The sequence below is a fragment of the Streptomyces sp. JLBJ103 genome (assembly GCF_058215575.1).
Genome location: NZ_CM177089.1, coordinates 3,984,569 through 4,008,183 on the forward strand (window position 1 = coordinate 3,984,569; position 23,615 = coordinate 4,008,183).

At 68.5% G+C, this 23,615-nt stretch carries 26 protein-coding genes; 21 read left to right on the forward strand and 5 right to left on the reverse strand.

Features of this window, described 5'->3' with window-relative positions; genetic code table 11:
- Nucleotides 1-866: 866 nt before the first annotated feature.
- Both AC4BEG_RS17420 and AC4BEG_RS17425 read right to left on the reverse strand, forming a co-directional pair.
- A complete protein-coding gene (locus AC4BEG_RS17420) occupies nucleotides 867-1,274 on the reverse strand; it encodes a hypothetical protein (RefSeq protein WP_490706784.1) in 408 nt (135 codons plus the stop codon).
- Nucleotides 1,275-1,946: 672 nt separating this feature from the next.
- Entirely contained in the window at nucleotides 1,947-2,837 is an 891-nt protein-coding gene (locus AC4BEG_RS17425) for a hypothetical protein (RefSeq protein ID WP_490706785.1), read from the reverse strand.
- Nucleotides 2,838-3,448: 611 nt separating this feature from the next.
- Here AC4BEG_RS17425 and AC4BEG_RS17430 point away from each other — a divergent pair.
- Entirely contained in the window at nucleotides 3,449-4,243 is a 795-nt protein-coding gene (locus tag AC4BEG_RS17430) for an NUDIX domain-containing protein (RefSeq protein ID WP_490706786.1), read from the forward strand.
- Here the strand turns inward: AC4BEG_RS17430 and AC4BEG_RS17435 are convergent.
- Nucleotides 4,227-5,270, reverse strand: coding sequence for an NsdA family TPR-like regulatory protein (locus AC4BEG_RS17435; RefSeq protein ID WP_490707108.1), 1,044 nt, complete (start codon nucleotides 5,268-5,270; stop codon nucleotides 4,227-4,229). The two genes, AC4BEG_RS17430 and AC4BEG_RS17435, sit on opposite strands and share 17 nt — an antisense overlap.
- Before the next feature lie 425 nt (nucleotides 5,271-5,695).
- On the opposite strand from AC4BEG_RS17435, the gene AC4BEG_RS17440 reads away from it, so the two are divergent.
- From AC4BEG_RS17440 to AC4BEG_RS17505, 14 genes are all read left to right on the forward strand, one after another.
- Nucleotides 5,696-6,043, forward strand: a complete 348-nt coding sequence (locus AC4BEG_RS17440) for an SCO3933 family regulatory protein (RefSeq protein WP_179935401.1) — start codon at nucleotides 5,696-5,698, stop codon at nucleotides 6,041-6,043.
- A 2-nt stretch (nucleotides 6,044-6,045) separates the two neighbouring features.
- Nucleotides 6,046-7,398 (forward strand): FtsK/SpoIIIE domain-containing protein, encoded by a 1,353-nt coding sequence (locus AC4BEG_RS17445; RefSeq protein ID WP_490706787.1) that lies wholly within the window; start codon nucleotides 6,046-6,048, stop codon nucleotides 7,396-7,398.
- A gap of 85 nt (nucleotides 7,399-7,483) precedes the next feature.
- A complete protein-coding gene (locus AC4BEG_RS17450; protein ID WP_490706788.1) occupies nucleotides 7,484-8,164 on the forward strand; it encodes a DUF2637 domain-containing protein in 681 nt (226 codons plus the stop codon).
- Nucleotides 8,165-8,186: 22 nt separating this feature from the next.
- Nucleotides 8,187-8,381, forward strand: coding sequence for a hypothetical protein (locus tag AC4BEG_RS17455; RefSeq protein WP_490706789.1), 195 nt, complete (start codon nucleotides 8,187-8,189; stop codon nucleotides 8,379-8,381).
- A 1-nt stretch (nucleotide 8,382) separates the two neighbouring features.
- The gene (locus AC4BEG_RS17460; protein ID WP_179935397.1) at nucleotides 8,383-8,574 is read left to right on the forward strand and encodes a mobile element transfer protein; all 192 of its coding nucleotides are present in this window, start codon (nucleotides 8,383-8,385) and stop codon (nucleotides 8,572-8,574) included.
- Nucleotides 8,575-8,588: 14 nt separating this feature from the next.
- On the forward strand, nucleotides 8,589-8,744 hold the full coding sequence (locus tag AC4BEG_RS17465) for a hypothetical protein (protein WP_490706790.1): 156 nt from the start codon (nucleotides 8,589-8,591) through the stop codon (nucleotides 8,742-8,744).
- 21 nt (nucleotides 8,745-8,765) lie between these two features.
- Nucleotides 8,766-9,086 carry a SpdD-like protein gene (locus AC4BEG_RS17470; protein ID WP_490706791.1) on the forward strand — a complete coding sequence of 107 codons (321 nt, stop codon included), beginning with the start codon at nucleotides 8,766-8,768 and terminating at the stop codon, nucleotides 9,084-9,086.
- Between the two features lie 90 nt (nucleotides 9,087-9,176).
- Complete coding sequence (locus AC4BEG_RS17475) at nucleotides 9,177-9,362, forward strand: hypothetical protein (RefSeq protein ID WP_490706792.1); 186 nt, start codon at nucleotides 9,177-9,179, stop codon at nucleotides 9,360-9,362.
- Nucleotides 9,337-10,716, forward strand: a complete 1,380-nt coding sequence (repSA, locus tag AC4BEG_RS17480; RefSeq protein WP_490706793.1) for a replication initiator protein RepSA — start codon at nucleotides 9,337-9,339, stop codon at nucleotides 10,714-10,716. The genes AC4BEG_RS17475 and repSA overlap by 26 nt, the downstream gene beginning before the upstream one ends.
- A 2-nt stretch (nucleotides 10,717-10,718) precedes the next feature.
- Nucleotides 10,719-10,928, forward strand: coding sequence for an excisionase family DNA-binding protein (locus AC4BEG_RS17485; RefSeq protein ID WP_490706794.1), 210 nt, complete (start codon nucleotides 10,719-10,721; stop codon nucleotides 10,926-10,928).
- Nucleotides 10,928-12,034: a tyrosine-type recombinase/integrase gene (locus AC4BEG_RS17490; protein WP_490706795.1), complete on the forward strand. Its 1,107-nt coding sequence runs from the start codon at nucleotides 10,928-10,930 to the stop codon at nucleotides 12,032-12,034. Before AC4BEG_RS17485 ends, AC4BEG_RS17490 begins: the two co-directional genes overlap by 1 nt.
- Before the next feature lie 279 nt (nucleotides 12,035-12,313).
- Nucleotides 12,314-12,730, forward strand: a complete 417-nt coding sequence (locus AC4BEG_RS17495; protein WP_179935390.1) for a hypothetical protein — start codon at nucleotides 12,314-12,316, stop codon at nucleotides 12,728-12,730.
- Nucleotides 12,731-13,368: 638 nt separating this feature from the next.
- On the forward strand, nucleotides 13,369-14,121 hold the full coding sequence (locus AC4BEG_RS17500; protein WP_490706796.1) for a glycosyltransferase family 2 protein: 753 nt from the start codon (nucleotides 13,369-13,371) through the stop codon (nucleotides 14,119-14,121).
- Between the two features lie 407 nt (nucleotides 14,122-14,528).
- Nucleotides 14,529-14,840 (forward strand): helix-turn-helix domain-containing protein, encoded by a 312-nt coding sequence (locus AC4BEG_RS17505; protein WP_490706797.1) that lies wholly within the window; start codon nucleotides 14,529-14,531, stop codon nucleotides 14,838-14,840.
- A 30-nt stretch (nucleotides 14,841-14,870) separates the two neighbouring features.
- On the opposite strand, the gene AC4BEG_RS17510 is transcribed toward AC4BEG_RS17505, so the two are convergent.
- Both AC4BEG_RS17510 and AC4BEG_RS17515 read right to left on the reverse strand, forming a co-directional pair.
- Nucleotides 14,871-15,668, reverse strand: coding sequence for a hypothetical protein (locus tag AC4BEG_RS17510; RefSeq protein WP_490706798.1), 798 nt, complete (start codon nucleotides 15,666-15,668; stop codon nucleotides 14,871-14,873).
- Nucleotides 15,669-15,915: 247 nt separating this feature from the next.
- Nucleotides 15,916-16,875 (reverse strand): bifunctional DNA primase/polymerase, encoded by a 960-nt coding sequence (locus tag AC4BEG_RS17515; RefSeq protein WP_490706799.1) that lies wholly within the window; start codon nucleotides 16,873-16,875, stop codon nucleotides 15,916-15,918.
- 658 nt (nucleotides 16,876-17,533) lie between these two features.
- Between AC4BEG_RS17515 and AC4BEG_RS17520 the strand changes: the two genes are divergently transcribed.
- The 6 genes from AC4BEG_RS17520 (at nucleotide 17,534) to AC4BEG_RS17545 (ending at nucleotide 23,589) form a co-directional block, all read left to right on the forward strand.
- Nucleotides 17,534-18,514, forward strand: coding sequence for a bifunctional MaoC family dehydratase N-terminal/OB-fold nucleic acid binding domain-containing protein (locus AC4BEG_RS17520; protein ID WP_490706800.1), 981 nt, complete (start codon nucleotides 17,534-17,536; stop codon nucleotides 18,512-18,514).
- Nucleotides 18,511-18,963: a MaoC family dehydratase gene (locus AC4BEG_RS17525; RefSeq protein WP_490706801.1), complete on the forward strand. Its 453-nt coding sequence runs from the start codon at nucleotides 18,511-18,513 to the stop codon at nucleotides 18,961-18,963. Before AC4BEG_RS17520 ends, AC4BEG_RS17525 begins: the two co-directional genes overlap by 4 nt.
- Nucleotides 18,960-20,126, forward strand: a complete 1,167-nt coding sequence (locus tag AC4BEG_RS17530; protein ID WP_490706802.1) for a lipid-transfer protein — start codon at nucleotides 18,960-18,962, stop codon at nucleotides 20,124-20,126. Before AC4BEG_RS17525 ends, AC4BEG_RS17530 begins: the two co-directional genes overlap by 4 nt.
- A 53-nt stretch (nucleotides 20,127-20,179) precedes the next feature.
- Entirely contained in the window at nucleotides 20,180-21,076 is an 897-nt protein-coding gene (locus tag AC4BEG_RS17535; protein ID WP_490706803.1) for a DUF1906 domain-containing protein, read from the forward strand.
- Nucleotides 21,077-21,224: 148 nt separating this feature from the next.
- Nucleotides 21,225-21,755, forward strand: coding sequence for a SigE family RNA polymerase sigma factor (locus AC4BEG_RS17540; RefSeq protein ID WP_490706804.1), 531 nt, complete (start codon nucleotides 21,225-21,227; stop codon nucleotides 21,753-21,755).
- A 181-nt stretch (nucleotides 21,756-21,936) separates the two neighbouring features.
- Entirely contained in the window at nucleotides 21,937-23,589 is a 1,653-nt protein-coding gene (locus AC4BEG_RS17545; protein WP_490706805.1) for a long-chain fatty acid--CoA ligase, read from the forward strand.
- Nucleotides 23,590-23,615: the final 26 nt, after the last annotated feature.

Here is a 23,615-nt window from a genome sequence, read left to right on the forward strand (position 1 = left end):
CGCTTCCTACGAGCGTAGAGGACTGTGGATTCAAGTTGCCTGTACCGTCGCCTGATGGCTGATCTTGTTGGGTGGCTGCAATTGCTTGGTGCGGGCAGCGTCGGTGGCGTTGCAGGCCAGGTGGTAGCCCAATACGTGACTGCAAGCCCCGAACGTCGTAAAGCTCGTGCAGACGTTCGGAGCGCTATGACGGAACTGGATGAGCTTGTTTGGCGTGCTGATGACCCCGAGGCCTGGCCTCGGCTCCGGAGGGCCCTGCACGCATTCGAATCAGCCTCCATGATCGCCGGGGTGCCTCGTGATCTATCAAGTTGGTACGTGACTACCAGGTTGGCGTTCTACGGGCAGAGTCGTCGTAACTACGAGCGGCACGGTGGCCCCGACGAGGGGGGTGGGTGGCTAGAACGCCATCATCTGCAAGGCCTGAACGAGGCCGCCGAGATGATCTACCAAGCTCTCTGGCATCCTCAGCGGTCCCGGTGGTTCCGGAAGAGGCGACTTGCGGCAGCCAGGGAGCGGACGCGTAAGGCTGTAGCCGACTCGCCAGAGCTCTTGCGCGATCTAGACAGAGGCGATGGGCCAGCCTGATCGCTCCCTGCATCTGGGTGAGTGGCGGTGGAGTCTCAAACGACTGAGTCAAGGTGAAGGGCGCCAGCCGATGGTCTGGCTGGCGCCGGTGTAGGCCAAGGCCTTGAAGTCTGGCCTCATCCTTATCAGGTCGATCACCGGTAGCCGGGGACACCTGTCCACCGACGGAATGTCTCGACCGATGGTCCGCTCAGGTCCGGCGCCGACCGCCGCTGTCCGCCTCTGTTGGTGTCAGGCGTTGGTGTCAGCTGCCACACTCGCCCTTGACAAGACCCCCATCATCCCGTCCGGCGCTTCGGCCGCTGGGTGCCCTGCTTGTGGGACGGGTTGCCCTTCTTGTAAGTAGCCACGTCTTTCATTGGGTACCCAGCCGCGCCACCCTTCTGGTACGCAGCCGCGCCACCCTTCTGGTATGCAGCCGCGCCACCCTTCTGGGAGGTCCCTTGCAAGTTGACCCTCTCGCGAGCGGCAGCCACGGTGGCCTTAGCGTCGGGGACAACATCGGCATGCACTTGCTTCTTGGCCGACTTAATCGACGACTGCCTGCCCGACATGCCACCCACCATCGCTGTCGCGCCGTGGGCCATTGGGGTCGGCTGGCGCCCCTCGTACCGACCGACGAAGACGGCGATCAGAAGTAGGATGGTGCCCACTCCGGCGAATATGACGATCAACGTAAGCGACATGTTCTACCCACCTGCTGCTAGCCAGACTGCATAGGTACCACAGAACACGAAGACAACAAATAGGCTGATCGTTATTCCGAGGTATGTTCCGGATGGTGTCTGATCACCGAGGGCACTCAGCCGCTCACTGAACCCGATTGCCGGGATACCCATCACGAGGCCCGCACTCAAGGTGACTGCACGCGACCGCGGACGCCGTGTTTCCTGGCTGGTGAGGAGGTCTACCACGCCACCAACCATGATCACAACGCCTGCTAGCAGAAACTCTACACCCCCAAAAACCTGGGCGGGAGTTCGATCATCGTCGCCAGTAATTAGTGACCAAGAGACGATGATCAAAGACAGAATGCTGACACAGAGCGACCAGGTAATAACTCGGGTCCATGGGGTCGAACCCCCATAAGCCACTACTGACATATGTCGATCACCCCAGGACGACAGTCTTTAAATGTCCTCATCAATGACAGTACTGGCCAGGTTCAGCCCCTGCATCTTGAAGAGAACGGCGTCCTGTGCGGCCCGTGGGCAAAGGCGCCCCTCGATGCGAACTACGGGCGGCGTGGTTCCTGAGAGCCGCTGGGCTGGTCAGATGGACTGCGAAAGACCCAGACGGATGGTGCAGTCGGTGGGGTTGCTGCACTTCGCTGCTGTACGTCCCCCAGCCCCCGCCTGTCAGGCGTCGTGGGGGCTCATGAATGTTGAGATGTCTGAGCTTGGTGTGCACGGAGTTGCCAGACGCCTCTCCATCTCCTCCTTGGAGACTGGACGGCGTTCGGGGGGTTGGTAGTTCGGGTCTTCCCAATCGCAGTGTGAACAGATTCCTGCGACAACCATGTAGGAGCCGCATTCATCACAGCGTGTTGCTGCCTGGCCAAGTCTGAGACGCGCCTCCGTGAACATCACGAGGACGTGTTCTACGGCCTTCAGTCCAATCTCCGCATCGATTCGGACAGCGTTCTTGGCATGCGTCAGCCAGTTGACGTATTCCCAGGTCTCAACTGCGATCTTCTTCAGGTAGGACCGCAGCTTGGCTGCGGATGCCCCTTCGGCAAGACGGTTAGCCAGCAGGTCGGACCAAGATCGGAAGTCTGCGTTCTTCGGTCGCTCCTTGCCGTCCGGCACCAGGTCGTCGGAGCTGGTCTCCCCCACGAACGAGACGAGGCACTCACGGAGCCGGACCCCCACAGCCTGGAAATCCTCGGCCTCATCGCCACCGTCGTAGGCGGTGAAGGCTTGCTCCCAACGACGCCAAGATCCGGGCAGGAGATCGGCCGCTTCGGGAGTGAAGGGCACGTCACGTTCCTGGAGATACGTCATGCGAATCATGAGGCCAACGTGAAACGTGAGAACCACGTCGCGACTCTTGAAGTCTTGCTGGCTGTAGAGCTTGGTTGCGTTCGTGACAACCCACCACCGGCTGTCCTCGCAATGTACGTCCCAGATGTCGTGGCGGGCAGGTCCGACCATCTCACTCGCGACCTTTTCCAGATGCACGACCGTCTCGCGTGCCTGGTCCTCCACGTACAGCCGGATGTCTTGCTTCTCTTCTTCAGTCGCTCGCATGGGACCCCCGATCGGTTGCTCCGGGTGAGCCTAGTCCGGACAGATCCCTAAAGCAGCCGATATAGCGCATAGCTGGAGAGGACGCCCGTCAGCCTCAGCCCACCCCCCTCCCCAGCTCCCATCCCGTCTGCCGTCGACCCACACACCGTGGAGCGGGCGTGGTTCAGGGCGTCAAGGTGGAGCGCGCCACTGTACGAACGACCTTGACGCCCTGGGCCGCGACTGCTCGGCTTTGCCTGGGTCGACGGCGGACGGGATGGGAGCTCCCCACGCTCGCCACCAAGCGACTGGCACTCGCGAGCGGCGCCCCGGCATCCTGGAGCCTGAGCGCCCCCGCCGGAGGCATGTTCTTAACCTACGGCTGACTTCCTCGCTTCTGCCCGCTGTACGTAGCGCGCCGCCGGGCGCGGCCAGCCGGGGCGCAGACAGGAGGCAGGCCGCGCCGCAGAGGCGGCGCGCGCCCGCGCTTGCGCGGGCCTTGATCGAGTAGGGAAAGTTCTACCGCGCTCTGGTTGATCCTCTTGGTCGGTCGATGCGACTCAATTGAGTCGGCATACCCTGGTGTAGCTACATCCGACGAACACCAGTGACGGCAGGAGCGTGCTCACAGGATGGGACCGAAGTCGGAGCGGGTCTACCGCACGATCCGCGAGTGGATCGCTACGGGCAAGTACTCGCCAGGTTCCAAGCTCCCGTCCGAGCGGACCCTGTCGGAGGATCTGGAGATCGGCCGTACTGCCCTGCGCCAGGTGCTGGCCAAGCTCCTGGCTGAAGGCGTCGTCGAGGTGCACGGCCGTAGCTCCTACCGGGTGCCGGATCGGTCAGTGACCACCGAAGCGCCGGCGGACGTCGAGCCCTGGAAGATCCACGGTGAGCGGACGGTTTACGACAACCGATGGGTGAAGCTGAACCTCGTTGACGTGGAACCGCCCGGCGTGAAGCGCTTCGAGCACCATGTCGTCAAGCTCCACCATGTGGCCATCGCCGCCGTGATCGATGACCAAGACCGGGTGCTCATGATGTGGCGGTACCGCTTCGTCCCTGACGCCTTCGGCTGGGAGCTGCCGGGCGGCATCGTCGACCAGGGGGAGGAACCCCTTCAGTCCGCCCTGCGCGAGGTCGAGGAAGAGACCGGCTGGCGGCCGGATGCATTGGAGCATGTGGTCACCTACCAGCCCATGGTCGGCATGGTCGACTCGCCGCATGAAATCTTCGTCGGTCATGGCGCGAAGCTGGTCGGTGAGCCGACCGATCTGGAAGAGGCCGGACACATCGCCTGGGTGCCTCTGTCCGACGTTCCCGGGCTGATGGCTCGTGGTGAGCTGATGGGGTCCGGCACCTTGGTCGCCCTCCTTCATGTGCTCGCTTCACGGGGTGCCGGCGCGCCGCCTACAACCGCTGAGTGAGCTGCTCGATCCGGCGCCTGTGACGTACTGACCTGGTCCGGCTTGCCACCAGTTGGGCTTGCCGCAGGTGCTTCTGCGCCTGGTCGTGCTCGCCGCGGGCCAAGTGGGCCTGGGCCAAGTCACAGTGGAGCCCCGCCGATGCCCTGATAAACGTGGGGTCGGCCGTCTCCAGCGCGGCGTACAGGCTGCTCACTGCTTCCTCGTTGCCGATCAGGGCGAGAGCGCTCCCGCGCCACCTGGTGAGGTGGCCTTCGTTCAGGAAGATGCTCAGCATGTCTGGGTCGCGGGCGTCTTCTCCTGCGGGCAAGTGTCGCATCGCGAGTTCAAGAGCCTGCTGACACTCGGCCTGAAGCCCAGCTCGGGCGCAGATCTCCGCCTCGGCTGCGTACAGCCAAGCTCTGAGGCGTGGAGACATGCCCTTTCCGCCGAGACGTTGCGCATCTCGGACCAGCTGCACCGCCATCTCAGGACGTCCGGCGTCACACAGCACGTATGCCTGTTCGGCGGTGGCGTGCGCGAGGTACATGGGCTCCTCGGCCTCCTGGGCGGCGTGCTTCCCCAGCTCGTAGTGACGCCAAGCTCGTTCCACGGCCCCGACGTCGAGGGCTTGCCAGGCCGCCAGGGTGGCAGCTCCGGCCAGGGCCAGGGCGACCGGGCGTCGGGTGTCCGGGAGTACCGCGAAGGTGAGGGCGTCTTCCAGCCGCGTCAGGTGCGCGGTCATCTGGTCGACCAGAGTGGCAGCGCCCATCTGCCGGTCAACGGTCCGGAGCAGTTCGGTCTGGTCCATGAACGTCTTGACCATCGTCAGGCTGACGTTCTTGGCCTCGTCGATCCGGCCTATCAGCTCGTCGTACCCGTCGGCCGTGGCGAGTGCCAGCGGCGACTGCGATCCGCCCGCCAGCTCGTCGTCGGTGATCCCGAGCAACGCGCGGAGGATCTTGGCGTAGTGGCTGGAGATCGTCCGTCGGGCGTTCTCCCACTCGGATACGTACACTCGCAAACTCGCGGTTGAGGCGACGGTGAGCATGTGCTGGCGCGCATGGCGTTCGATCTCCCGCACAAGACGTTCTTGTGACCACGCCCGTGCCGTCCTCGCTGCTTTGAGTCCACTCATCGCGTACTGCCGCTCCGCGTCGGGGGTGTTGAGCCGTAACAGCAGCATGCCTTACATCGGCCCAGGTCGGCAGGGGTTAACGGGTCTGCTGTTAACCCGTGTTGTCTACCGGGACGTTGCTCGGCGCGCTTCCCTGGAACTGTCGCAGTCAGGCGAGTTGAGACGCCGGACCAACGACGATGCTTGACATCTGGTGCGCACCAGATGCAACCTTCTGGTGCGCACCAGTTGGAAGCGCGAACACTCCGCAGGTTTGCTGCGGCATTCAATCAACGTTCAGGAGCGGCGACCCACCGCCAAGCAAGTACGCCGCTCCCGCCCCTGAAGGGACATCCATCATGCGTCAGATTCCCGTCGACACGTCCGCCGCGACCGTGATGGTCGCCAAGCCCGCCCAGCCGAAGATCCGTGACCGCCGTACCGGTGAGATCGCCTTGGACGCGGACGGTGTGAAGCTGATGACCGTGGACGTGATGTTCGCGGCCAACGACGACGTCGAGATCCTGTCCGTCGCCGTCCCGGAGACCGGCATCTCCGGTGACCTGGCCATGGGCACCCCGGTCGCGCTCACGGGCCTGATCGCCCGGCCATGGGAGAACGAGTTCAACGGTCAGAAGCGGCACGGGATCGCTTTCCGCGCCGTCGCGGTCACCTCGCTCGCCGCCTCGGGCGCGAAGGCGGCCTGATCATGACCTGGCTCATGGTCGCTGTGGTGGTCGTCGCTGCTGCGGGTCTCCTGCGGTGGCGGCGCCCCGCCTGGTACTGGCTTTCCCTCGGCGTCACCTTCGCCACCGTGCGGGTCCTGGTCCGCTACGCCTCGGTCATGGACGCCTGCGGGCTGACCGTCCCGCCCGCCCGCTGGCGTCTGGCCTTGGCCCGGATGACTGGTCGGGAGGCGCCGGAGTTCCGCCCGCCGCGCATCCTTCGTCTGCGCCCGACCCGCACCGGCCTGATGCTGCGGCTCAAGCTCAAGCCTGGACAGGACGCCTTCGATGTCGCCGCCGCCACCGACCGGCTCCGCCACTCCTTCGGCCTGTACGGGGTCACCTCCCGTGAGATCCGCTCGGGTGTGGTGGAGGTGCGGATGACCGGCTACGACGTGCTCAAGCGGGTGCAGATGCCTGCCCGGCTCGATACCCGGCCGATGCGCATCCCGGTCGCCCTGCGAGAGGACGGCTCGGTGCACTACCGCGACTACCGCGCGGTCCCACACGGGCTGACCCTCGGGGCTACGGAGTCCGGCAAGTCCGTCTACCAGCGCAACCTGGTCGCCGGTCTCGCCTCGCACCATGTCGCCCTGGTCGGCATCGACTGCAAGCAGGGCGTGGAGCTGTTCCCGCTGGCCCGCCGGTTCTCGGCGCTCGCCGACAACCCCGACACAGCCCTGGAACTGTTGGAGGCGCTGGTGACGCACATGGAGGAGGTGTACCAGCTCATCCGGGCCGAGCAGAGGATCAGCGTCGCCGTGCCGGATGCGGAGATCGCCGCCGACATCTGGGACCTGCCCGAGGACATCCGGCCGGTACCGGTCGTGGTCCTGGTCGACGAGGTCGCCGAACTCGCCCTGTACGCCACCAAGGATGAGGAGAAGCGCCGGGACCGGATCATCACTGCCCTGGTCCGCCTCGCCCAGCTCGGCCGCGCGGCCGGCATCTACCTGGAGATCTGCGGGCAGCGCTTCGGCTCCGAACTCGGCAAGGGCATCACCATGCTGCGCGCCCAGCTCACCGGCCGTACCGCCCACCGCGTCAACGACGAAACGTCCGCCAACATGGCCTTCGGCGACGTCGCCCCCGACGCCGTGCTGGCAGCGATCCAGATCCCGGCCGAGACCCGCGGCCTGGCCATCGCGGCCGATTCGACCGGCGGCTGGCACCGCGTCCGGGCCCCGCACACCTCGCTGCGCGAGGCCGCGAACATCTGCAACAGGCACGCCCATCGCACTCCTGACGTGCCCGCCTTGGCGGCCTTCCGGCCCGCCACCGCAGCGGTGCCCTCGGCTTGGGACCGGCTGTCCAAGACAGCCCCCGCCACTGCCTGACCCTCACCCTCTTCTCCGGTCGGCGTGACCGTCTTTGCGCCAGGTCCCTACCCCTCCCATGCCTGACGACAGGAAGGAACCCGTGATGGCCCGCCTGCGTGTCGACGCCGTCCTGGTCCAGGCCGTCATCGCCGGGGCGCTGTCCTTCGCCCACTTGCACGATCTGGCCGCCGCTGCCGGACAGGACGGCTGGAAAGCCTGGGCCTACCCGATCAGCGTCGACCTGCTCCTGGTCGCCGCCTGGCGACGACTGCGCACCGGCGGACCCACCCGGCTGGCCTGGTGCTGGTTCCTCATCGCCCTGGCCGCCTCCCTCGGCGCCAACGTCGCCACCGCCGGACTCCTCGACATGCACCACGTCCCTGCCTGGCTGCGCATCCTCGTCGCCGCCTGGCCCGCCCTCGCCTTCATGGGCGGGACCCTCCTTGCCCACACCACCGCTCACACGGAACCGGAAGCGTCGGCGCGCTCCGACTCGTCACCCCAGCCCCTGGCCGTCGAGGACGACCAAAAGCCCGAACCCGCACTCGGGCCGGTGGCCGACGTCGAGGAACCCGCCGTGCCTCCCGTCTCCGAGCCTCAGACCACCCCGACCCCGCCCGCTGCTCCCGCCGCGCCGGTCCCGGCCGCGCTGGTCGACCACGCCCGCAAGGTCGCCGACGACCACCACGCCCGCACCGGGGTCCCGATCGACACCGACACCCTCCGCGCCCGTCTTGGCGTGCCGCCCCAGCTCGCCGACGCCATCGCGGCCCAACTCGCCTGACCTCGAAAGGAAGCGACGCCCCATGACTCGCGCCCCGGCTGACTTGACCGCTGCCGACTACCTCGACGGCGCTCGCGAGATGGCCGCCGCAGATCGGCCTTTCCTCGCCCACCTGCTCGCCGAGGAAGCCGCCCAGCGCACTACCGACCCGGCCACCGCCGCCGGTATCCGTGCCAGCTTCCCCGACCCGACGACCACACGAACGGAGATCGACTGAGATGCCCGCTCGCGACCACTTCCACTCGGTGATGCGCATCGGCCCGGTGCAGATCGGCACCCACCGCGACCGGCACGGCCGCACCGTGCACGCCGCCGTGTGCACCAACGACCGCTGCGGCTGGTCCGCCGACTACTCCAGCCGGTCCGCCGCCCAGCTCGCCGCCCGCACCCACCGCTGCCGCATCAACTGACCGGAGGTTCTGCCATGGACGTCCCGCTCTGGCTTGCCCTGATCGTCGTCGGCTGGCTCGGCGTCAAGCTCATCCGTCCGCCTTGGTGGCTCATCGCCGTATTCCTCCTCGGCGGCTACCTCCTCGCCGACAGCCTCTTGGCCCCTGTCATCGACACCGCCGTCAAGTAACCGCAGGAAGGGGAACAGCACATGCTCCGGCCTAAGCACCCGACCATGCCCCAGCCCACCGGCCTGGTCACCCCGCAGACGCCGACCGTCATCCAGCCGACCATCACCCCTGGCACTCCAGCCCCGCCGCCGACACCCAACGCCCCGGCCTCTACCCGGCCGGTCGTGCAGCTCACCCCCGGCACCGCGATAGCCCTCGTCGGCGGCGGCACGGCCGTGGTCCTGGTCGTCGGCGCCGTGCTGGTCTCCATGCTCCTGGCCGTCGCCGTGACCGGCGCTTCGGTCGCCGTCTGCGCCGTCGTCCTGCGCTCCCTGCTCGCCTCCGACACCAAGCGTCGCTGAACCGGCCCCCGGGCGGCTCCGATACCGCCAAGCATCCGCCGCCCGGGCGCCGTCCCTGTCCGATCCACTGAACCGGAAGGAAGTCCCAGCATGCCGCAGCGCACCAGCCCGACGCCCCGTACCTGCCCGAACTGCGACGGCTTCGCCTCCGCCGCCATCACCACCGGCGGACGCGATCAGTACGGCCACCTCCACACCATCACCGCCGACTGCCCGGCCTGCCACGGCACCGGCACCCACATTGTCCGTCGTGACCAGGAGGGCGCCCGTGTCTGACGTGCTCGACCCGACCACCCTCGGCGACCTGCTGAGGGTGGCTTCGGCCCCTGACTACACCCGCTGGGAAGACCAGATCCGCCGTACCGGCGGCTGCGCCGACCCCATCCACCTGCGCGGCTGGGTGACCCAAAAGGACAAGACGACCGGTGCCACGCTGCACCATTACACCACCGCTAACGAGCCGGGCGGACGGCTCCGCGTCGCCTGCGGCAACCGTCGCGCCTCCCGCTGCCCCGCCTGCGCCTGGACGTACGCGGGCGACACCTACCACCTCATCCGCGCTGGCCTGGCCGGGGACGACCGCCGAGACATCCGCGACACCGTGCGCGACCACCCCCGCGTCTTCGCCACCCTTACCGCCCCTTCCTTCGGGCCGGTCCACAACCGCCCGGACCATGGTGCCTGCCGCTGCGGCACCCACCACGCTCCAGACGCACCGGAGCTGGGCACCGCCCTCGAACCGGCCACCTACGACTACGCGGGCGCCGTGCTGTTCAACAACCACGTGGGACAGCTCTGGCAGCGCTTCACCAACCGGCTCCGCCGGGAGATCGCCGCCCGTGCTGGCATCACCCAGCGAGAGCTGAAGGAGTGCGCCCGCCTCTCGTACGGCAAGGTCGCCGAGTTCCAGAAGCGCGGCGCCATCCACTTCCATGCCGTCATCCGCCTTGACGGCCCCGATGGACCCAACACCGCGCCACCGTCCTGGTCCACCGTGCAACTCCTCACCGATGCCATCCACGCTGCCGTCACGCATGCCTACACCTCTGTCTCAGCTCCGGCCGTCAAGGATCAGCCCGCTCGCACCTTCCGCTGGGGCGCCCAGCTCGACGTACGGCCGGTGAAGGCGTTCGGCGACGGCTCGGACATCACGGAACAGGCCGTCGCCTCCTACGTCGCCAAGTACGCCACCAAAGCCGCCGAGACCACCGGCACCCTGGACCGCCGCATCGGCGAACTCTCCGAACTCGACCGCCACCACGTTCCCGACCACACCCGTCGTCTGATCGAAGCCTGCAAGCGGCTCGATCCGCTCTACCCTGACCGGCGCCTGTGGGCCTGGGCGCACATGCTCGGCTTCCGGGGACACTTCTCCTCCAAGTCCCGCCGCTACTCCACCACCCTGGGCACCCTGCGCCAGGCACGCGCCGACTACCGGGCCGCCCAAGAGGCCGCGACCCTCGGCCTGGACTACGCCGAGCCGGACACCGTCCTCGTCCTGGTCGACTGGCAATACGCAGGGCACGGCCACACCCCGGGCGAATCCGCCCTCGCCGCCACCATCCACCGCGGCTTGCAACTCAACCGCGAGACAGCTCGTGACGCACTGGCGAACGAGGGGGAGTGGTGACCATGGACCGACTCCTCACCGTGTACGAGGTCGCCGAGCGGCTCGGTACGGGCGTCCGCTTCCCTCGCCGACTCATCGAGGAACGCCGCATCACCTTCGTCAAGGTCGGGCGGCACGTCCGCATCCCTGAGAGCGCCGTAGAAGCGTTCGTGGGCGCCAACACCGTGGAACCGATCGCCCTGCGGCATACGGGGCTCAGGAGGGCTGCCTGATGGCTGGCAAGCGCAAGTCCCGCCGGGACTTTGGACGCGTTCGCAAGCTGCCTTCCGGCCGGTTCCAGGCTCGGTATCCGGGACCTGACGGTGTCCTGCGTCCGGCGGATCGAACCTTCGCGACGTCGACGGACGCTGATCGCTGGCTGATACGGAAGCGCATCGAGATCGAAGAGGGGCGCTGGCTCGATCCGGTCGAGGGGCAGACGACCGTACGCGACTGGGCTGCCCGCTGGCTCGCTGCCGTCTCGCCGCAGCTCAAGCACAAGACGCAAGCCTCGTACCGGTCGCTGATCAACTCGCTGATCAATCCGGCACTCGGGGACCGCGAGCTGTCGACCCTCCGGCCGATCACGATCACTGAGTGGGTCGGCGCGATGAAGACCAAGGGGCTCAGCGCTTCACGTATCCGGCAGGCGTACCGGGTCCTGTCGCAGATCATGCGGGCGGCTGTCGACAACGACATGATCCCGCAGACGCCGTGCCGGGGCGTGAAGCTGCCTCGGATGCCGCAGACCGAGCCGCACATCCTCACGCCGCTCGAAGCCTCGCGGATCGTACGGAGTGCCGACAAGCCGCATGACCTGTTGATCGCGCTCCTCGCGTACGCGGGACTGCGCGTCGGCGAGGCGTTCGCACTCCGCCGCGTGGACATCGATGTGTCCGGCGGCTTCGTCCTGGTCGATGAGAACCTGGCGGAGGCCAACGGCACCTTGGTCTTCGACACACCGAAGTCTCATCAGAAGCGACTGCTGCGGGTCGGCCCGTCGCTCGCAAAGCGGCTCGGTCGGTACCTGGAGGCCCTGCCCGGCGGAGATGACGCGCTCCTGTTCACGACCCCGGGCGGCAAGCCGCTGCGCTACAACCAGTGGCGCAAGGCGTACTTCGACCCCGCCGTGTCGGCGGCCGGGCTGACCGACGTGACTCCACACGATCTGCGAGCCTCGCACGGCACGTGGGTCGCCGACCGGTACGGCGTGATGACCGCTGCCCATCGGCTCGGTCACTCCAACGCGAGCGTCACCACCCGGCACTACGCCCGGCCGGTCGCCGGTCGCGACGACCAGGTGGCCGCTGCTGCAGACGAGTGGTTGGACGAGACGTGAGGCTGCGGAAAATCCGCTGTCGGGCTGGTGGCATCGGGCTAGGCTGCTGCTGCCCCGGGTGCTGACCAGTTTGGGGACATGGGCCGGTGATCTTGCTGTCCGCTCCTGCCGCTGGCAGGGCCGCCGCAGTGCGGGGGATCACCGGTTCCGATATGCATCGCACTGACTAGGCCGTTTCGTTCGGATCACCGAACCCTTGGCATGTGAGCGCGCTCATCGGGTGCGGCGCCTCCGACGGCCTCTGCAGCCTGGCGTCGCTCTACGTGGGGGGAGCTGACCGTGGAGAACATACTGTCCGTGGCCATCGGGGCCGCTATCGGCCTCATAGGGGTGGTGTTCGGGTCGTGGTTCACCGCGCGCCGACAGGACCGCATGTGGCTCCGCGAACAGAAGCTCAAAGCCGGGATCGGCTTCAACACGGCTGTAGTTCAGCTACTGGACTACCTGAAGGAAACACAGCTGAGTGACGACGGTCCGGGAGCCAACGAGTTGGCGAACCGGCTGCAGGAAGCACGCTCAGCCCTCTACCTGCTCTGCTCCAACGACACTGTCGATCTCGCCGATGCCCTCGCGCGTCGGGTCTGGAGCACCCGGCCCACCGACGGCAGGGACGACCGCCGGGCCGAGTTCCGAGAGACGTTGGACCTCCTGCGTCGCTTCACCCACCAGCTCCGGCAAGAGATCGCCAGATCGTAGTCCCCACTGGATCACCGGGCGGACCAGAGGAAGATGCCTGCGATGTGAGCCCGGCCAGGTAGATGGTGGCGGTCTTCTGGCACCTCGGCAAGCGGCCGACTCCTGGCTCAGCGGGCACGACCCCGTTCCTGGGGCACGTAGCGGGCACGACGACGATGACGACGGCTCCGCCTGGATGCTTGCGCGCGTCTGACCTGCGGCGGAGCGTCCGGCCTGGCAAACCGGCGAGAGATCTTGAAAACCGTCGTGGCAGCGATGTCACCGAGGGTTCAAATCCCTCAGCCTCCGCCGAGACCGGCGTCATAGCTGGTCAGAAGGGGTGCCCCTGATTCAGGGGCACCCCTTCTGCGTGTGCCTCGTCTCATCCTGCCGCTCCGGTGTCCCCGGTTCGACCCGTGCGCAGGGGCCATGCTGCGCAGGGGCCATGTGGGGGCCGACGAGCCCGAGCCTGCGGCGGTGTCCTACCCGGACATCGCCAGGTCATCACGTTCTGGGACTTCCCCTCGCCCCGCCTTTGCTGCCGATGGATCGACATGTATGTGCGCTCACGAACGAATTGACGCTGTATCAGGTCAACTTTTACCTACTACCGTGATCGTTGGCGGTCACGTCCCGGGCTTCCGAGGGGGAAATTTCTTATGCCAACGATCAGCGTCATCACCTCCGTGTACAGCGGTGGCCATCACTACATCGACGAGACTTACCAATCTCTGCGCGAGCAGAAACTGCCCGGTGACTGGGAATGGCAATGGTGCGTTCAAGAAGACGGGCACACCGGGATCGCCGCCGCCGTTCTCCCCGAGGATCCTCGGATTTCCATCGAATCCGGACTGCCCGCGCGCGTCGCGGTGGCGCGAACGCATGCCCTTACCCGTGCGACCGGCGAGTTGGTCCGGACTCTGGACGCCGACGACGTGTTGTTGCCAGGAGCGCTGGAACGCGACATCGAGACCTTGGAGCGCGTTCCATGGTGCGTATCCGCATGTCTTGACCTCCACCAGGACGGCAGTACCTCACCGGGACCGCGCGACCCTCTGGGCGGCCCGGTGGAGCCCGGCCGGTTTTACCAGGAAGTGGTGGAAAACCGCCTGTCGGTGCAGACGACCACGTTTGCCGCTCACCGTTCTCTGGTGCTCGCACTAGGGGGCTGGCATGCGCTGACCGGAGCTGAAGGGGTGGGCCTCCTTCTTGCCGCGGAGGTCGTCGCAGCTGGTGAGTTCATCGCCGAACCGAGCGTCCTCTACCGGAAGCACCCCGATCAGACCACCGCGACAGGCAGCTACTGGAATCCGGAAGAAGCGGCTACTCGAAGAGAAGCGGGAATACAGCGGGCCCGTGCGATGCGGGCGGCGGGTTGGACCTGGCCAGGAGATGCGCGAGATGCGCTCTGATTCTGCTGAGTGCTGACAAAGTCGAAGCCCATCAGGCGGTGCGGCGGGAGATCGGCGACATCGAGGTGAACGAGCATCTCGAGGCGGGAAAGTCCGCGTTCATAGCGGCGGCGCGCACTGCGTTGGGTTCCCGCTGAGGAGGGCCCCTACTCAGCGGGTACTGCTCCGACTCTGACCGTCGCCGCCCGGCCCGGCGGCCACAGGGCGGCGCCAAGCCGGGCGGCGATCTGGCCGAAAACCTATGGTGTGGGTCGTCGTTGCAGGTCAGGGCCATGGGATCGGCCGACTGGCGGGCAGTTGGGATGCGGGACACGGGGAAGTGGGCTTTTAGTTGTAGCTAAAGGTGGGAACCTGTGGCTGAAGGACGAGCGAGGCTCGTCGACAGCGGCGGCTGGGAGTGATGTGTCATGCCGTGGAAGGGCAAGGGACCGAAGGGGGAGGCCGCCGGGGCCCGGCTGGCCCGTCAAGCCACCGTGGAAGTGGCGGGGTTGCTGGGCAAGCGGGATATGAGCAGAGCGGATCTGGCCAGGCTCATGGACGTCAGTCCGGGGCGAGTGAGTCAAATACTGTCCGGGGATGAGAATCTGACCCTGAGAAGCCTGGCCGCGGTGGCCGAAGCGCTTGAACTGGACGTGCAGATCAGCTTCGTTGAGCCCAAGAACGACGGCGGCCGTCGCGCCCTCGGCCGCGGCGACGACTCCTTCGTCTACGCCCCATGAATCCATGAACGGCCGTGCGGGGCGCGCGGATCAGGGGTGCGGTGCGCTCGCTGCCGTCAGCGGTTCTTCGGCCAGCGCCAGGTCCCGCAGCCGTTCGAGGTCGCGGTCCGCGCTCCGCTTGCCCGTCCGATAGCCGAACTCCAGCATCTTCACACAGGCTTCCTTGGCCATGGCCAGCGCCTGACGGCGGTCCTCCGCCTCCTCCCGGGTGGCGCTGTGCAGTTCGACGGGGAAGTCCTGGAGCTCACGCTGCCGACAGCTCGCCTCGATGTCCGCCTCGACCTTGGCGGCGTCGTCCAGGTACTGATCCACCTCCTCGTACAAGGTGTTGATCGCCGTCCGCTCCTTGGTCACCGGAGTGGAGCCGCGCAGGTACCCACGGGAGTCGAAGGCGAACATCCGCAGCTGGGCGACCGTCCCGAAGTCCCGGACCAGCCGGTGGCAGTGGCAGTACATGTCATGGGCGAGCCGCCGCTCCAGCCGGTCCAGAAGCACCGCGATGCCCAGGGTGATCACCGCGACGAAGGGCGGGGTGGACTGCTGGTTCTGCTGCTGGCGTACGCGCGGGGCGAGCGCCCCGCCCGCGGCGGCCGCGGCCACTGCGGGCGGCACATCGGCCGCGTGCGGCAGCAGCAGCGTGATGGTGATCAGCGCCGCCGCGCAGGTGCATCCGGTGATCGCGACGCACAGTGCCGTGGACCGCGCGGTGCCCAGCAGCCTGCCCTTGTCGGCGAAACGGTGGATCAGCGAGATCCAGGTGACCAGCGCGCAGGCGGCGAGGGGTAACGCGATCCGCGCGAACCACTCCTGTGCATAGAGCTCGTGCAATGCTCCCCCTGCTCGCGCCTCGCTGCCGGTGCGCCGGAGGCGAGCGGCCGGTCACGGGGAGAGCGGGAGCCCCATCACTGTCCGCCCGGAGGGCGGAAGGACCGGCGAGTGGTGTGCGGTGCGTGCACGGAGCGCCTCGTCGCGTGGTCACGATAGTGCCCCTCGATCGCGTAATGCACGGCTCACATTCCGTTTACCACGGGATCGCGCCGCCCTCGGCCGTGCCGGGGGTCCCCTCCGCCGCCCTTCACGCGTGTCCGAGGGGTGGCGGCCAGACGGCCGGCGGCTGGAGGTGGCGGGCCGCGCTGCGGGCGGCGGAGGCGACCGTGGCCCGGGCCTCGCGGCAGGTCAGCCCGGTGTCGACGGCGGCCTGGACCAGGTCGGGGGCCAGCTGTGTGCCCGCGCCCGTCTCGTAGGCGCGACAGGCCGCCCAGAACAGCCGGTCGTTGCGCTGGCCCTCGCGGGACTCGCGGACGAACCGTACGAGGGCGGTGAGCGCGGCGGGAGGCCGCTCGGACGGGCGGCGCCCGGACGGTGCGCGCAGCCGGGCGGGAGACGGCGGCCGCAGCAGTCGCAGCAGCGCGGGCGGGGCGGGGGCGGGGGTCCAGACGGGGGAACCGGGGGCGAGGCGGTAGCCGCCGTGTGCGGCGGCCGAACCGGGGCCGACGAGATAGCCGCCCGATCCGCGGATGTCGATACCGGGGGCGAGGCGGCCCGCGGAGTTGGGGACGGTGAGGCCGGGCGGGCCGCTCAGCCACAGGTGACGGCCGCCGCCCGGGGTGAGCACGGTGACGGTGCGGGGGACGGTGAAGCCGTGCTCGCGGGCGAGGCGTGCGAGAGCGGCGGGGCCGTCGGTGCCGTTCCGACCGGTGTAGTCCTCGGGGTCCCGCGGGCTCTGTGGTGCCGCGCGGCCGTTCGGCCGGACGTCGAGGTCGACGCCGATGAGGTGGTGCGGAGCGCATCCGCACGCGATGCCGTACGCGGTGGCCCAGGGGGCGGCGGCGAACAGCGCGCGGACCGTCTCCGGGTCCGCGGAGGCGTCATGGATGCCATGGCCCAGTCGGCCGCAAGTGCCGCGGCAGGGCGGGGATTCGGGGTCGCGGTGGTGTGGGGAGCGCACGGCGGGCAGCTTCGCGCGGGTCAGCGGGAGCACACGGAAGCCGCGCGCCGCGGCGGCGAGAGCGTGGGCGAGTGCGATGGTCGCCATGACTCCCACTTTCGGACAAGTGTTCGGTAATGGGAAGGGGGTCGGGGAACGCGGTAAGGATGGCCGAAAGTGTGCGGAACCGGTTCTTCGCCGCTCCCGCGCGGTGCGGTGGAGGGTGGAGCGGGTGGTGCATGGGCGCGCTCCCAAGGAGTGGGGGCGCTCGGCACGTTTAACTCTGATTCCTCATGCTTGCGTGGTAATTGCGGTGTCCAGTGCGCTTGTTCCGGGATGCGGTGGGGCAACTCTGCTTCCGCGATGGTTTCCCAGCGTCGGAGGAAGAGGAAGCGAGATGGCGGAGATCCGCACCATCCCCACCGAGTGGAGGTCCGGGGTCGTGCCCCGGTCGCACGGAGGCAGATCGCCACCGAGGAGCGGGACGTAGCGAGGGGGTGGGGGATACCGGGGGGCACTGGGGGCAGAGACGGTGTTCGGACCGACGAGAGCGAACAGTGGTGGTTCATTGACCCAAGGGGACGGGTGAGGTCGTACGGCCGCGCGGTGGCACATCGGTGCCGCCGCGCGGCCGTGCGTGCCGTCGTGCTTGACACTCCTGAATGATCTGACGGATAGTCAGAAAGCTTTTCGCTGAGGTCAGTCATGCATCGCCGTCCCGCCCAGGGGCGTCCCGTCGAGGTCCCGTCAAGGGGGTCCACTGCCCATGACCGGTGAGAGGACGGCCGGGAAACCCGTGGCCGACGAGCTGTACGAGCGCCTCAAGGCGTTCGAGGGGCGGATGGCCGTACAGGGCGGCGAGGGCCGGGACCCCGTCAACGAGCCCATGATCAGGCACTGGTGCGAGGCGATGGGCGACACCAGCCCCGCCTATCCGGACATCGCGCCGCCCACGATGCTCCAGGCGTGGACCATGGGCGGACTGGCGGGCCACCCGGCCGGTTCGACCCGGACGCGGGCGTACGACGAGCTGTTCGCGCTGCTCGACGACGCGGGCTGCACCTCGATCGTGGCCACCGACTGCGAGCAGGAGTATCCGCGTCCGCTGCGGCCCGGTGACCGCGTCCGTTTCGACGCGGTGATCGAGTCGGTCTCCCCGCGCAAGAACACCGCGCTGGGGTCCGGGCACTTCGTCACCACCCGGATGGATATCCATGTGGGCGATGAGCTGGTCGGGACGCACCGCTTCCGTGTCCTCAAGTACGCCCCCGTCCGCCGGGCCCCACAGTCGAAGGCAAAGCCAAAGCCGAAGCCCGAGTCGGCGGCGGAGGCGGCGCGCCCCCGCCCCGTCGTCAACCGGGACAACGCCGGTTTCTGGGAGGGCGTCACCGAGCACCGGCTGCTCCTCCAGCGCTGCACCGACTGCGACACCCTCCGCTTCCCCTGGCTGCCCGGCTGCGGCCGGTGCGGCTCACCGGAGTGGGAGACGGCCGAGGCATCCGGCCGCGGCACGGTGTTCAGCCATGTGGTGATGCACCACCCGCCCTTCCCCGCCTTCGACCCGCCCTACGCCGTGGGGCTGATCGAGCTCGCGGAGGGGGTGCGGATGGTCAGCGGCATCACCGGGGTGCCGTACGACAAGGTGCGCATCGGCATGCCCGTCGAGCTGGAGTTCCTGCGGGTCGACGACGCCAAGGGAACCATGGAGCTCCCGGTGTTCCGGGCGACGGTGGAGGAGGCCGTATGACCGTCCGCGCGGGCGACGCGCTGCCACCGCTGCGCATCCCGATCACCCGGACCCTCATCGTCTCCGGCGCTCTCGCCTCCCGGGACTACCAGGATGTGCACCACGACGCCGAGGCGGCCAAGGAGAAGGGCTCCCCGGACATCTTCATGAACATCCTGACCACCAATGGTCTTGTGGGGCGCTACATCACCGACCATTTCGGACCGCGGGCACGGCTGCGGAAGGTCGCGATCCGGCTCGGGGCGCCCAACTACCCCGGCGATGAGATGGTGTTGACCGGCGAGGTCACGTCGGTCGCCGACGGTGCCGCGGAGGTCACGGTGACCGGCGCGAACCGCATCGGCAACCATGTGACCGGCACGGTCACCGTGCAACTGCCCGCCGATGCCGCCCCGATGGAGTCCACCGGGCCGACCGGAGCCCCCGGATCCGCGGAGGACCCCCGATGAGCGCCCGCAGGGCCGCCACACTGGGCGGCACCGCGGCCGTCGTGGGTATCGGCGCCACCGCGTTCACCAAGGACTCCGGCCGCAGTGAGCTGAGGCTCGCGGCCGAGGCCGTCCGGGCCGCCCTGGACGACGCCGGGCTCACCCCCGCCGATGTGGACGGTCTGGTCACCTTCACCATGGACACCAGCCCCGAGATCACCGTCGCCCAGGCGTGCGGCATCGGCGAGCTGTCGTTCTTCTCCCGCGTCCACTACGGCGGGGGCGCCGCCTGCGCCACCGTGCAGCAGGCCGCGCTCGCCGTCGCGACGGGTGTGGCCGATGTTGTCGTCTGCTACCGCGCGTTCAACGAGCGCTCCGGGCGCCGCTTCGGGGCCGGGGTGCAGCACCGCGAACCCTCGGCCGAGGGGACCGCGCTCGGCTGGGTGCTGCCCTTCGGTCTGCTCACCCCGGCGTCCTGGGTGGCCATGGCCGCACAGCGCTATCTGTACATCTACGGTCTGACTCCCGAGGTGTTCGGCCATGTGGCCGTCACCGACCGGCGGCACGCCGCCACCAACCCGGCCGCGTACTTCTACGGCCGGCCGATCACCCCGGCCGATCACGCCGCCTCCCGCTGGGTCGTCGAACCGCTGCGGCTGCTCGACTGCTGCCAGGAGACGGACGGCGGCCAGGCCATCGTGGTCACCAGCGTCGAGCGGGCCCGCGGCCTGCGCCATCCGCCTGCGGTGATCACGGCCGCGGCGCAGGGGGCGGGGCGCGGTCAGGAGCAGATGACCAGCTTCTACCGCGACGATCTCACCGGGCTGCCCGAGATGGCCGTGGTGGCGCGGCGGCTGTGGCGCGACAGCGGTCTCACCCCGGCCGAGATCGATGTGGGCATTCTCTACGACCACTTCACCCCGTTTGTTCTGATGCAGCTGGAGGAGTTCGGCTTCTGCGGGCGGGGCGAGGCGGCCGGATTCGTCGCCGAGGACGCGCTGCCCCTCAACACGCACGGGGGCCAGCTCGGCGAGGCGTATCTGCACGGGATGAACGGCATCGCGGAGGCCGTACGGCAGATCCGCGGCACCTCGGTCAACCAGGTCCCGCACGCCTCGCGCGTCCTGGTCACCGCGGGCACCGGGGTACCGACATCCGGGCTTCTCCTCGGCGCAGACGGCTGAACCGCGCGCGTGTCTGCGGCTTCGGCCGTCCGCCATCCTCCTTCATTTGTCATATGAGCCGAAGGAAGCAGAGTGGCTGGGCGATCACGGGCTGGACCGCGGGTCTGGTCACCGCCCTGGCCTTGATCACCGGTGCCGCCCCTGTCTCGTCCAAGGCCGCGCTCCCTGCCCGGTCCGAGGACGGCGGATTCTCCTCGTCGGGGTCCGCCCTCCCCGACCCCCGAGAGCTGGGCGCCAAGGTCTTCACGGGCTGGGCCTTCGACACCTGCCGCACCCCGCCCCTGAGCACCCTGCGCGCCTGGGCAGGCTCCCGCTACCGCGCCCTGGGCGTCTACTTCGGCGGCCGCGGCCGGGCCTGCCCGAGTCAGCCCCATCTCACCGCCTCCTGGATGCGCGGGGCCACGGCCCTGGGATGGCATGCGCTGCCCGTCTACGTCGGCTCCCAGTCGCCGTGCGTCCGCAACATCGACAAGACGCATGTGCCAATCGGCAGCTCCCCCTGGTCGCAGGGGCGCGCGGAGGCGAGGGACGCGGTGGCCCGTGCCAAGGCGCTGGGCATGAAGGAGCGCAGCGCGCTCTATCTCGACATGGAGGCATACGACCAGTCGCACACCGGCTGCGCCGCCACCACGCTCTCCTTCATCCGCGCCTGGAACCGCGAAGTCGCCGCACAGGGCTTCTTCCCCGGCTTCTACAGCAGCGCCGAGTCCGGGGTGCGCCATCTGGAACAGGCCCGGAAGGACGGAGTCGATGACCTCCCCTCCGTCATGTGGTTCGCCCGCTGGACCACGAAGGCGTCGCTGAACGAGGAACCGGCCCTCGCCGGGGCCGCCTGGCAGCCGCACCGCCGCGTCCACCAGTACAGGGGCAATGTCGATGCCACCTACGGCGGCCGGACGCTGCGGATCGACCGCAACAAGGTGGACGCGCCGGTCGCGATCGTCGAGTGACTCCACCCCTCCGGTGAATCCCCGACCCTCGCCCTGCTCCATCCCCCCTCAGGAGGTGCTGCGGGCCCCGCCCCTACAACCTGAGAGGGACTCGGCTTCGGCACCTCTGGCCGATCCGCTACGGGCTGCTCGCTCATAGCGTTGAGCCATGACCACGACCGTGTGTACGGGCGCTTCCACTGCCGCGTTCCCGTCGTTCTCCTCGTACGTCAAGGCGCGGGGACCGGTTCTGCTGCGCACCGCCCGCGCGCTGACCGCCAACGCCTTCGACGCGGAGGACCTGCTCCAGACCGCGCTGGCGAAGACGTACCTTTCGTGGGAGCGCATCGAGGACCACAAAGCGCTGGACGGCTATGTGCGACGTACGCTGGTGAACACCCGCACCTCGCAATGGCGCAAGCGCAAGGTTGACGAGTTCGTGTGCGAGGAGCTGCCCGAGCCGGATCCGGTCCCCGCTCCCGACCCCGCCGAACATCAGGTGCTCCGCGACGCCATGTGGCGCGCGGTACTCCGGCTGCCGGACCGCCAGCGGGCCATGGTCGTCCTCAGGTACTACGAGGACCTGAGCGAGGCCCAGACCGCCGAGGTGCTCGGGGTGTCCGTCGGCACGGTGAAGAGCGCGGTCTCGCGCGCCCTCGGCAAGCTGCGCGAGGACCCGGACCTCTGCTGCGCGGCCTGACGGCCTCCCCGGTCGCGCGCGGTCCGGGCCCGATCGTCACGTCCACGCCGCAGTCCAGGGCTGTTCATGCGGGGCGGGGTTTTCCACAGCGGAGTTATCCACAGGGGATGACAGACCAGCCGGTCGGCAGCAAAATCAGCGGCATCTCTACCCGCGCGTAACCGGAACCCTGGAGGCCCCGGTGCTCAGCACGATGCAGGACGTACCGCTGACCGTGACCCGCATCCTCATGCATGGTTCGGTGGTGCATGGCACGGCCCAGGTGACCACCTGGACCGGCGAGGGCGCGCCCCGGAGCCGTACCTTCCGTGAGGTCGGCGGGCGATCCGCGGCGCTCGCCCATGCGCTGCGCGATGAGCTCGGGGTCGAGCGCGGTGAGCGCGTGGGCACGCTCCTGTGGAACAACGGCGAGCATCTGGAGTGCTATCTCGCGGTGCCGTCCATGGGCGCCGTGCTGCACACCCTCAACCTCCGGCTGCCGGCCGAGCAGCTGTCCTGGATCGTGAACCACGCCGCCGACCGCGTGATCATCGTCAATGGTTCGCTGCTGCCGCTGCTCGCCCCGCTCCTCCCCGGTCTCGGCTCCGTCGAGCACCTCGTGGTCACCGGTCCGGGCGACCGTTCCCTCCTGGACGGATGCGGTGCGCGGGTCCATGAGTACGAGGAGCTGATCGAGGGCCGCCCCGCCCACTACGACTGGCCGGAGCTCGACGAGCGCGAGGCCGCCGTGCTCTGCTACACCTCGGGGACGACCGGGGACCCCAAGGGGGTGGCCTACAGCCACCGTTCGATCTATCTGCACTCGATGCAGGTCAACAGCGCCGAGTCGTTCGCGATCTCCGGGAGCGACACCCTGTTGCCGGTGGTGCCGATGTTCCATGCGAACGCCTGGGGCACCCCGCACGCCGCTTTCATGGCGGGCGCCTCCATACTGATGCCCGACCGCTTCCTCCAGCCCGAGCCGCTCGCCGAGATGATCGAGAGCGCGCGTCCCACCATCGCCGCCGCCGTGCCGACCATCTGGCAGGGGCTGCTGGCCGAGCTGAACGCGAAGCCGCGGGACGTGGCCTGTCTGCGCAATGTCTACATCGGCGGTGCGGCCTGCCCGCCCGCCCTGATGAAGGAGTTCGAGGAGCGCCACGGCATCCGTGTGGTGCACGCCTGGGGCATGACGGAGACCTCGCCGCTGGGCACCCTGGCCCAGCCGCCCGCCGGAGTCCCGGACGAGGACGCCTGGCCGTACCGCATGAGCCAGGGCCGTTTCCCGGCCTCCGTGCAGGCCCGGCTGACCGCGCCCGACGGCGGTCGGGTGCCGTGGGACGGGACGACGGCGGGCGAGCTGGAGGTGCGCGGCCCGTGGATCGCGGGGGCGTATTACGGAGGCTCGGCAGGTGAGCCGTTCCGCCCCGAAGACAAGTTCACCGAGGACGGCTGGCTGAAGACCGGTGACGTCGGCACCATCACGCCCGACGGCTATCTGACGCTGACCGACCGTGCCAAGGACGTCATCAAGTCCGGTGGTGAGTGGATCTCGTCGGTCGAGCTGGAGAACCAGCTCATGGGCCATCCGGAGGTCGCGGAGGCGGCGGTTGTGGCCGTTCCGGACGAGAGGTGGGGCGAGCGCCCGCTCGCCGCCGTGGTGCTGAAGGAGGGCGCCACCGTCGACTACGAGGCCCTGCGGGCCTTCCTCGCCGAGCGGATCGCGCGCTGGCAGCTCCCCGAGCGCTGGACGCTGATCCCGGCGGTGCCGAAGACGAGCGTGGGCAAGTTCGACAAGAAGCTGCTGCGGAAGCAGTACGCGGACGAGGAGCTGGACGTGACCGAGCTCGACTGACCCGGACCTGGCCCGGAGCCGGACCC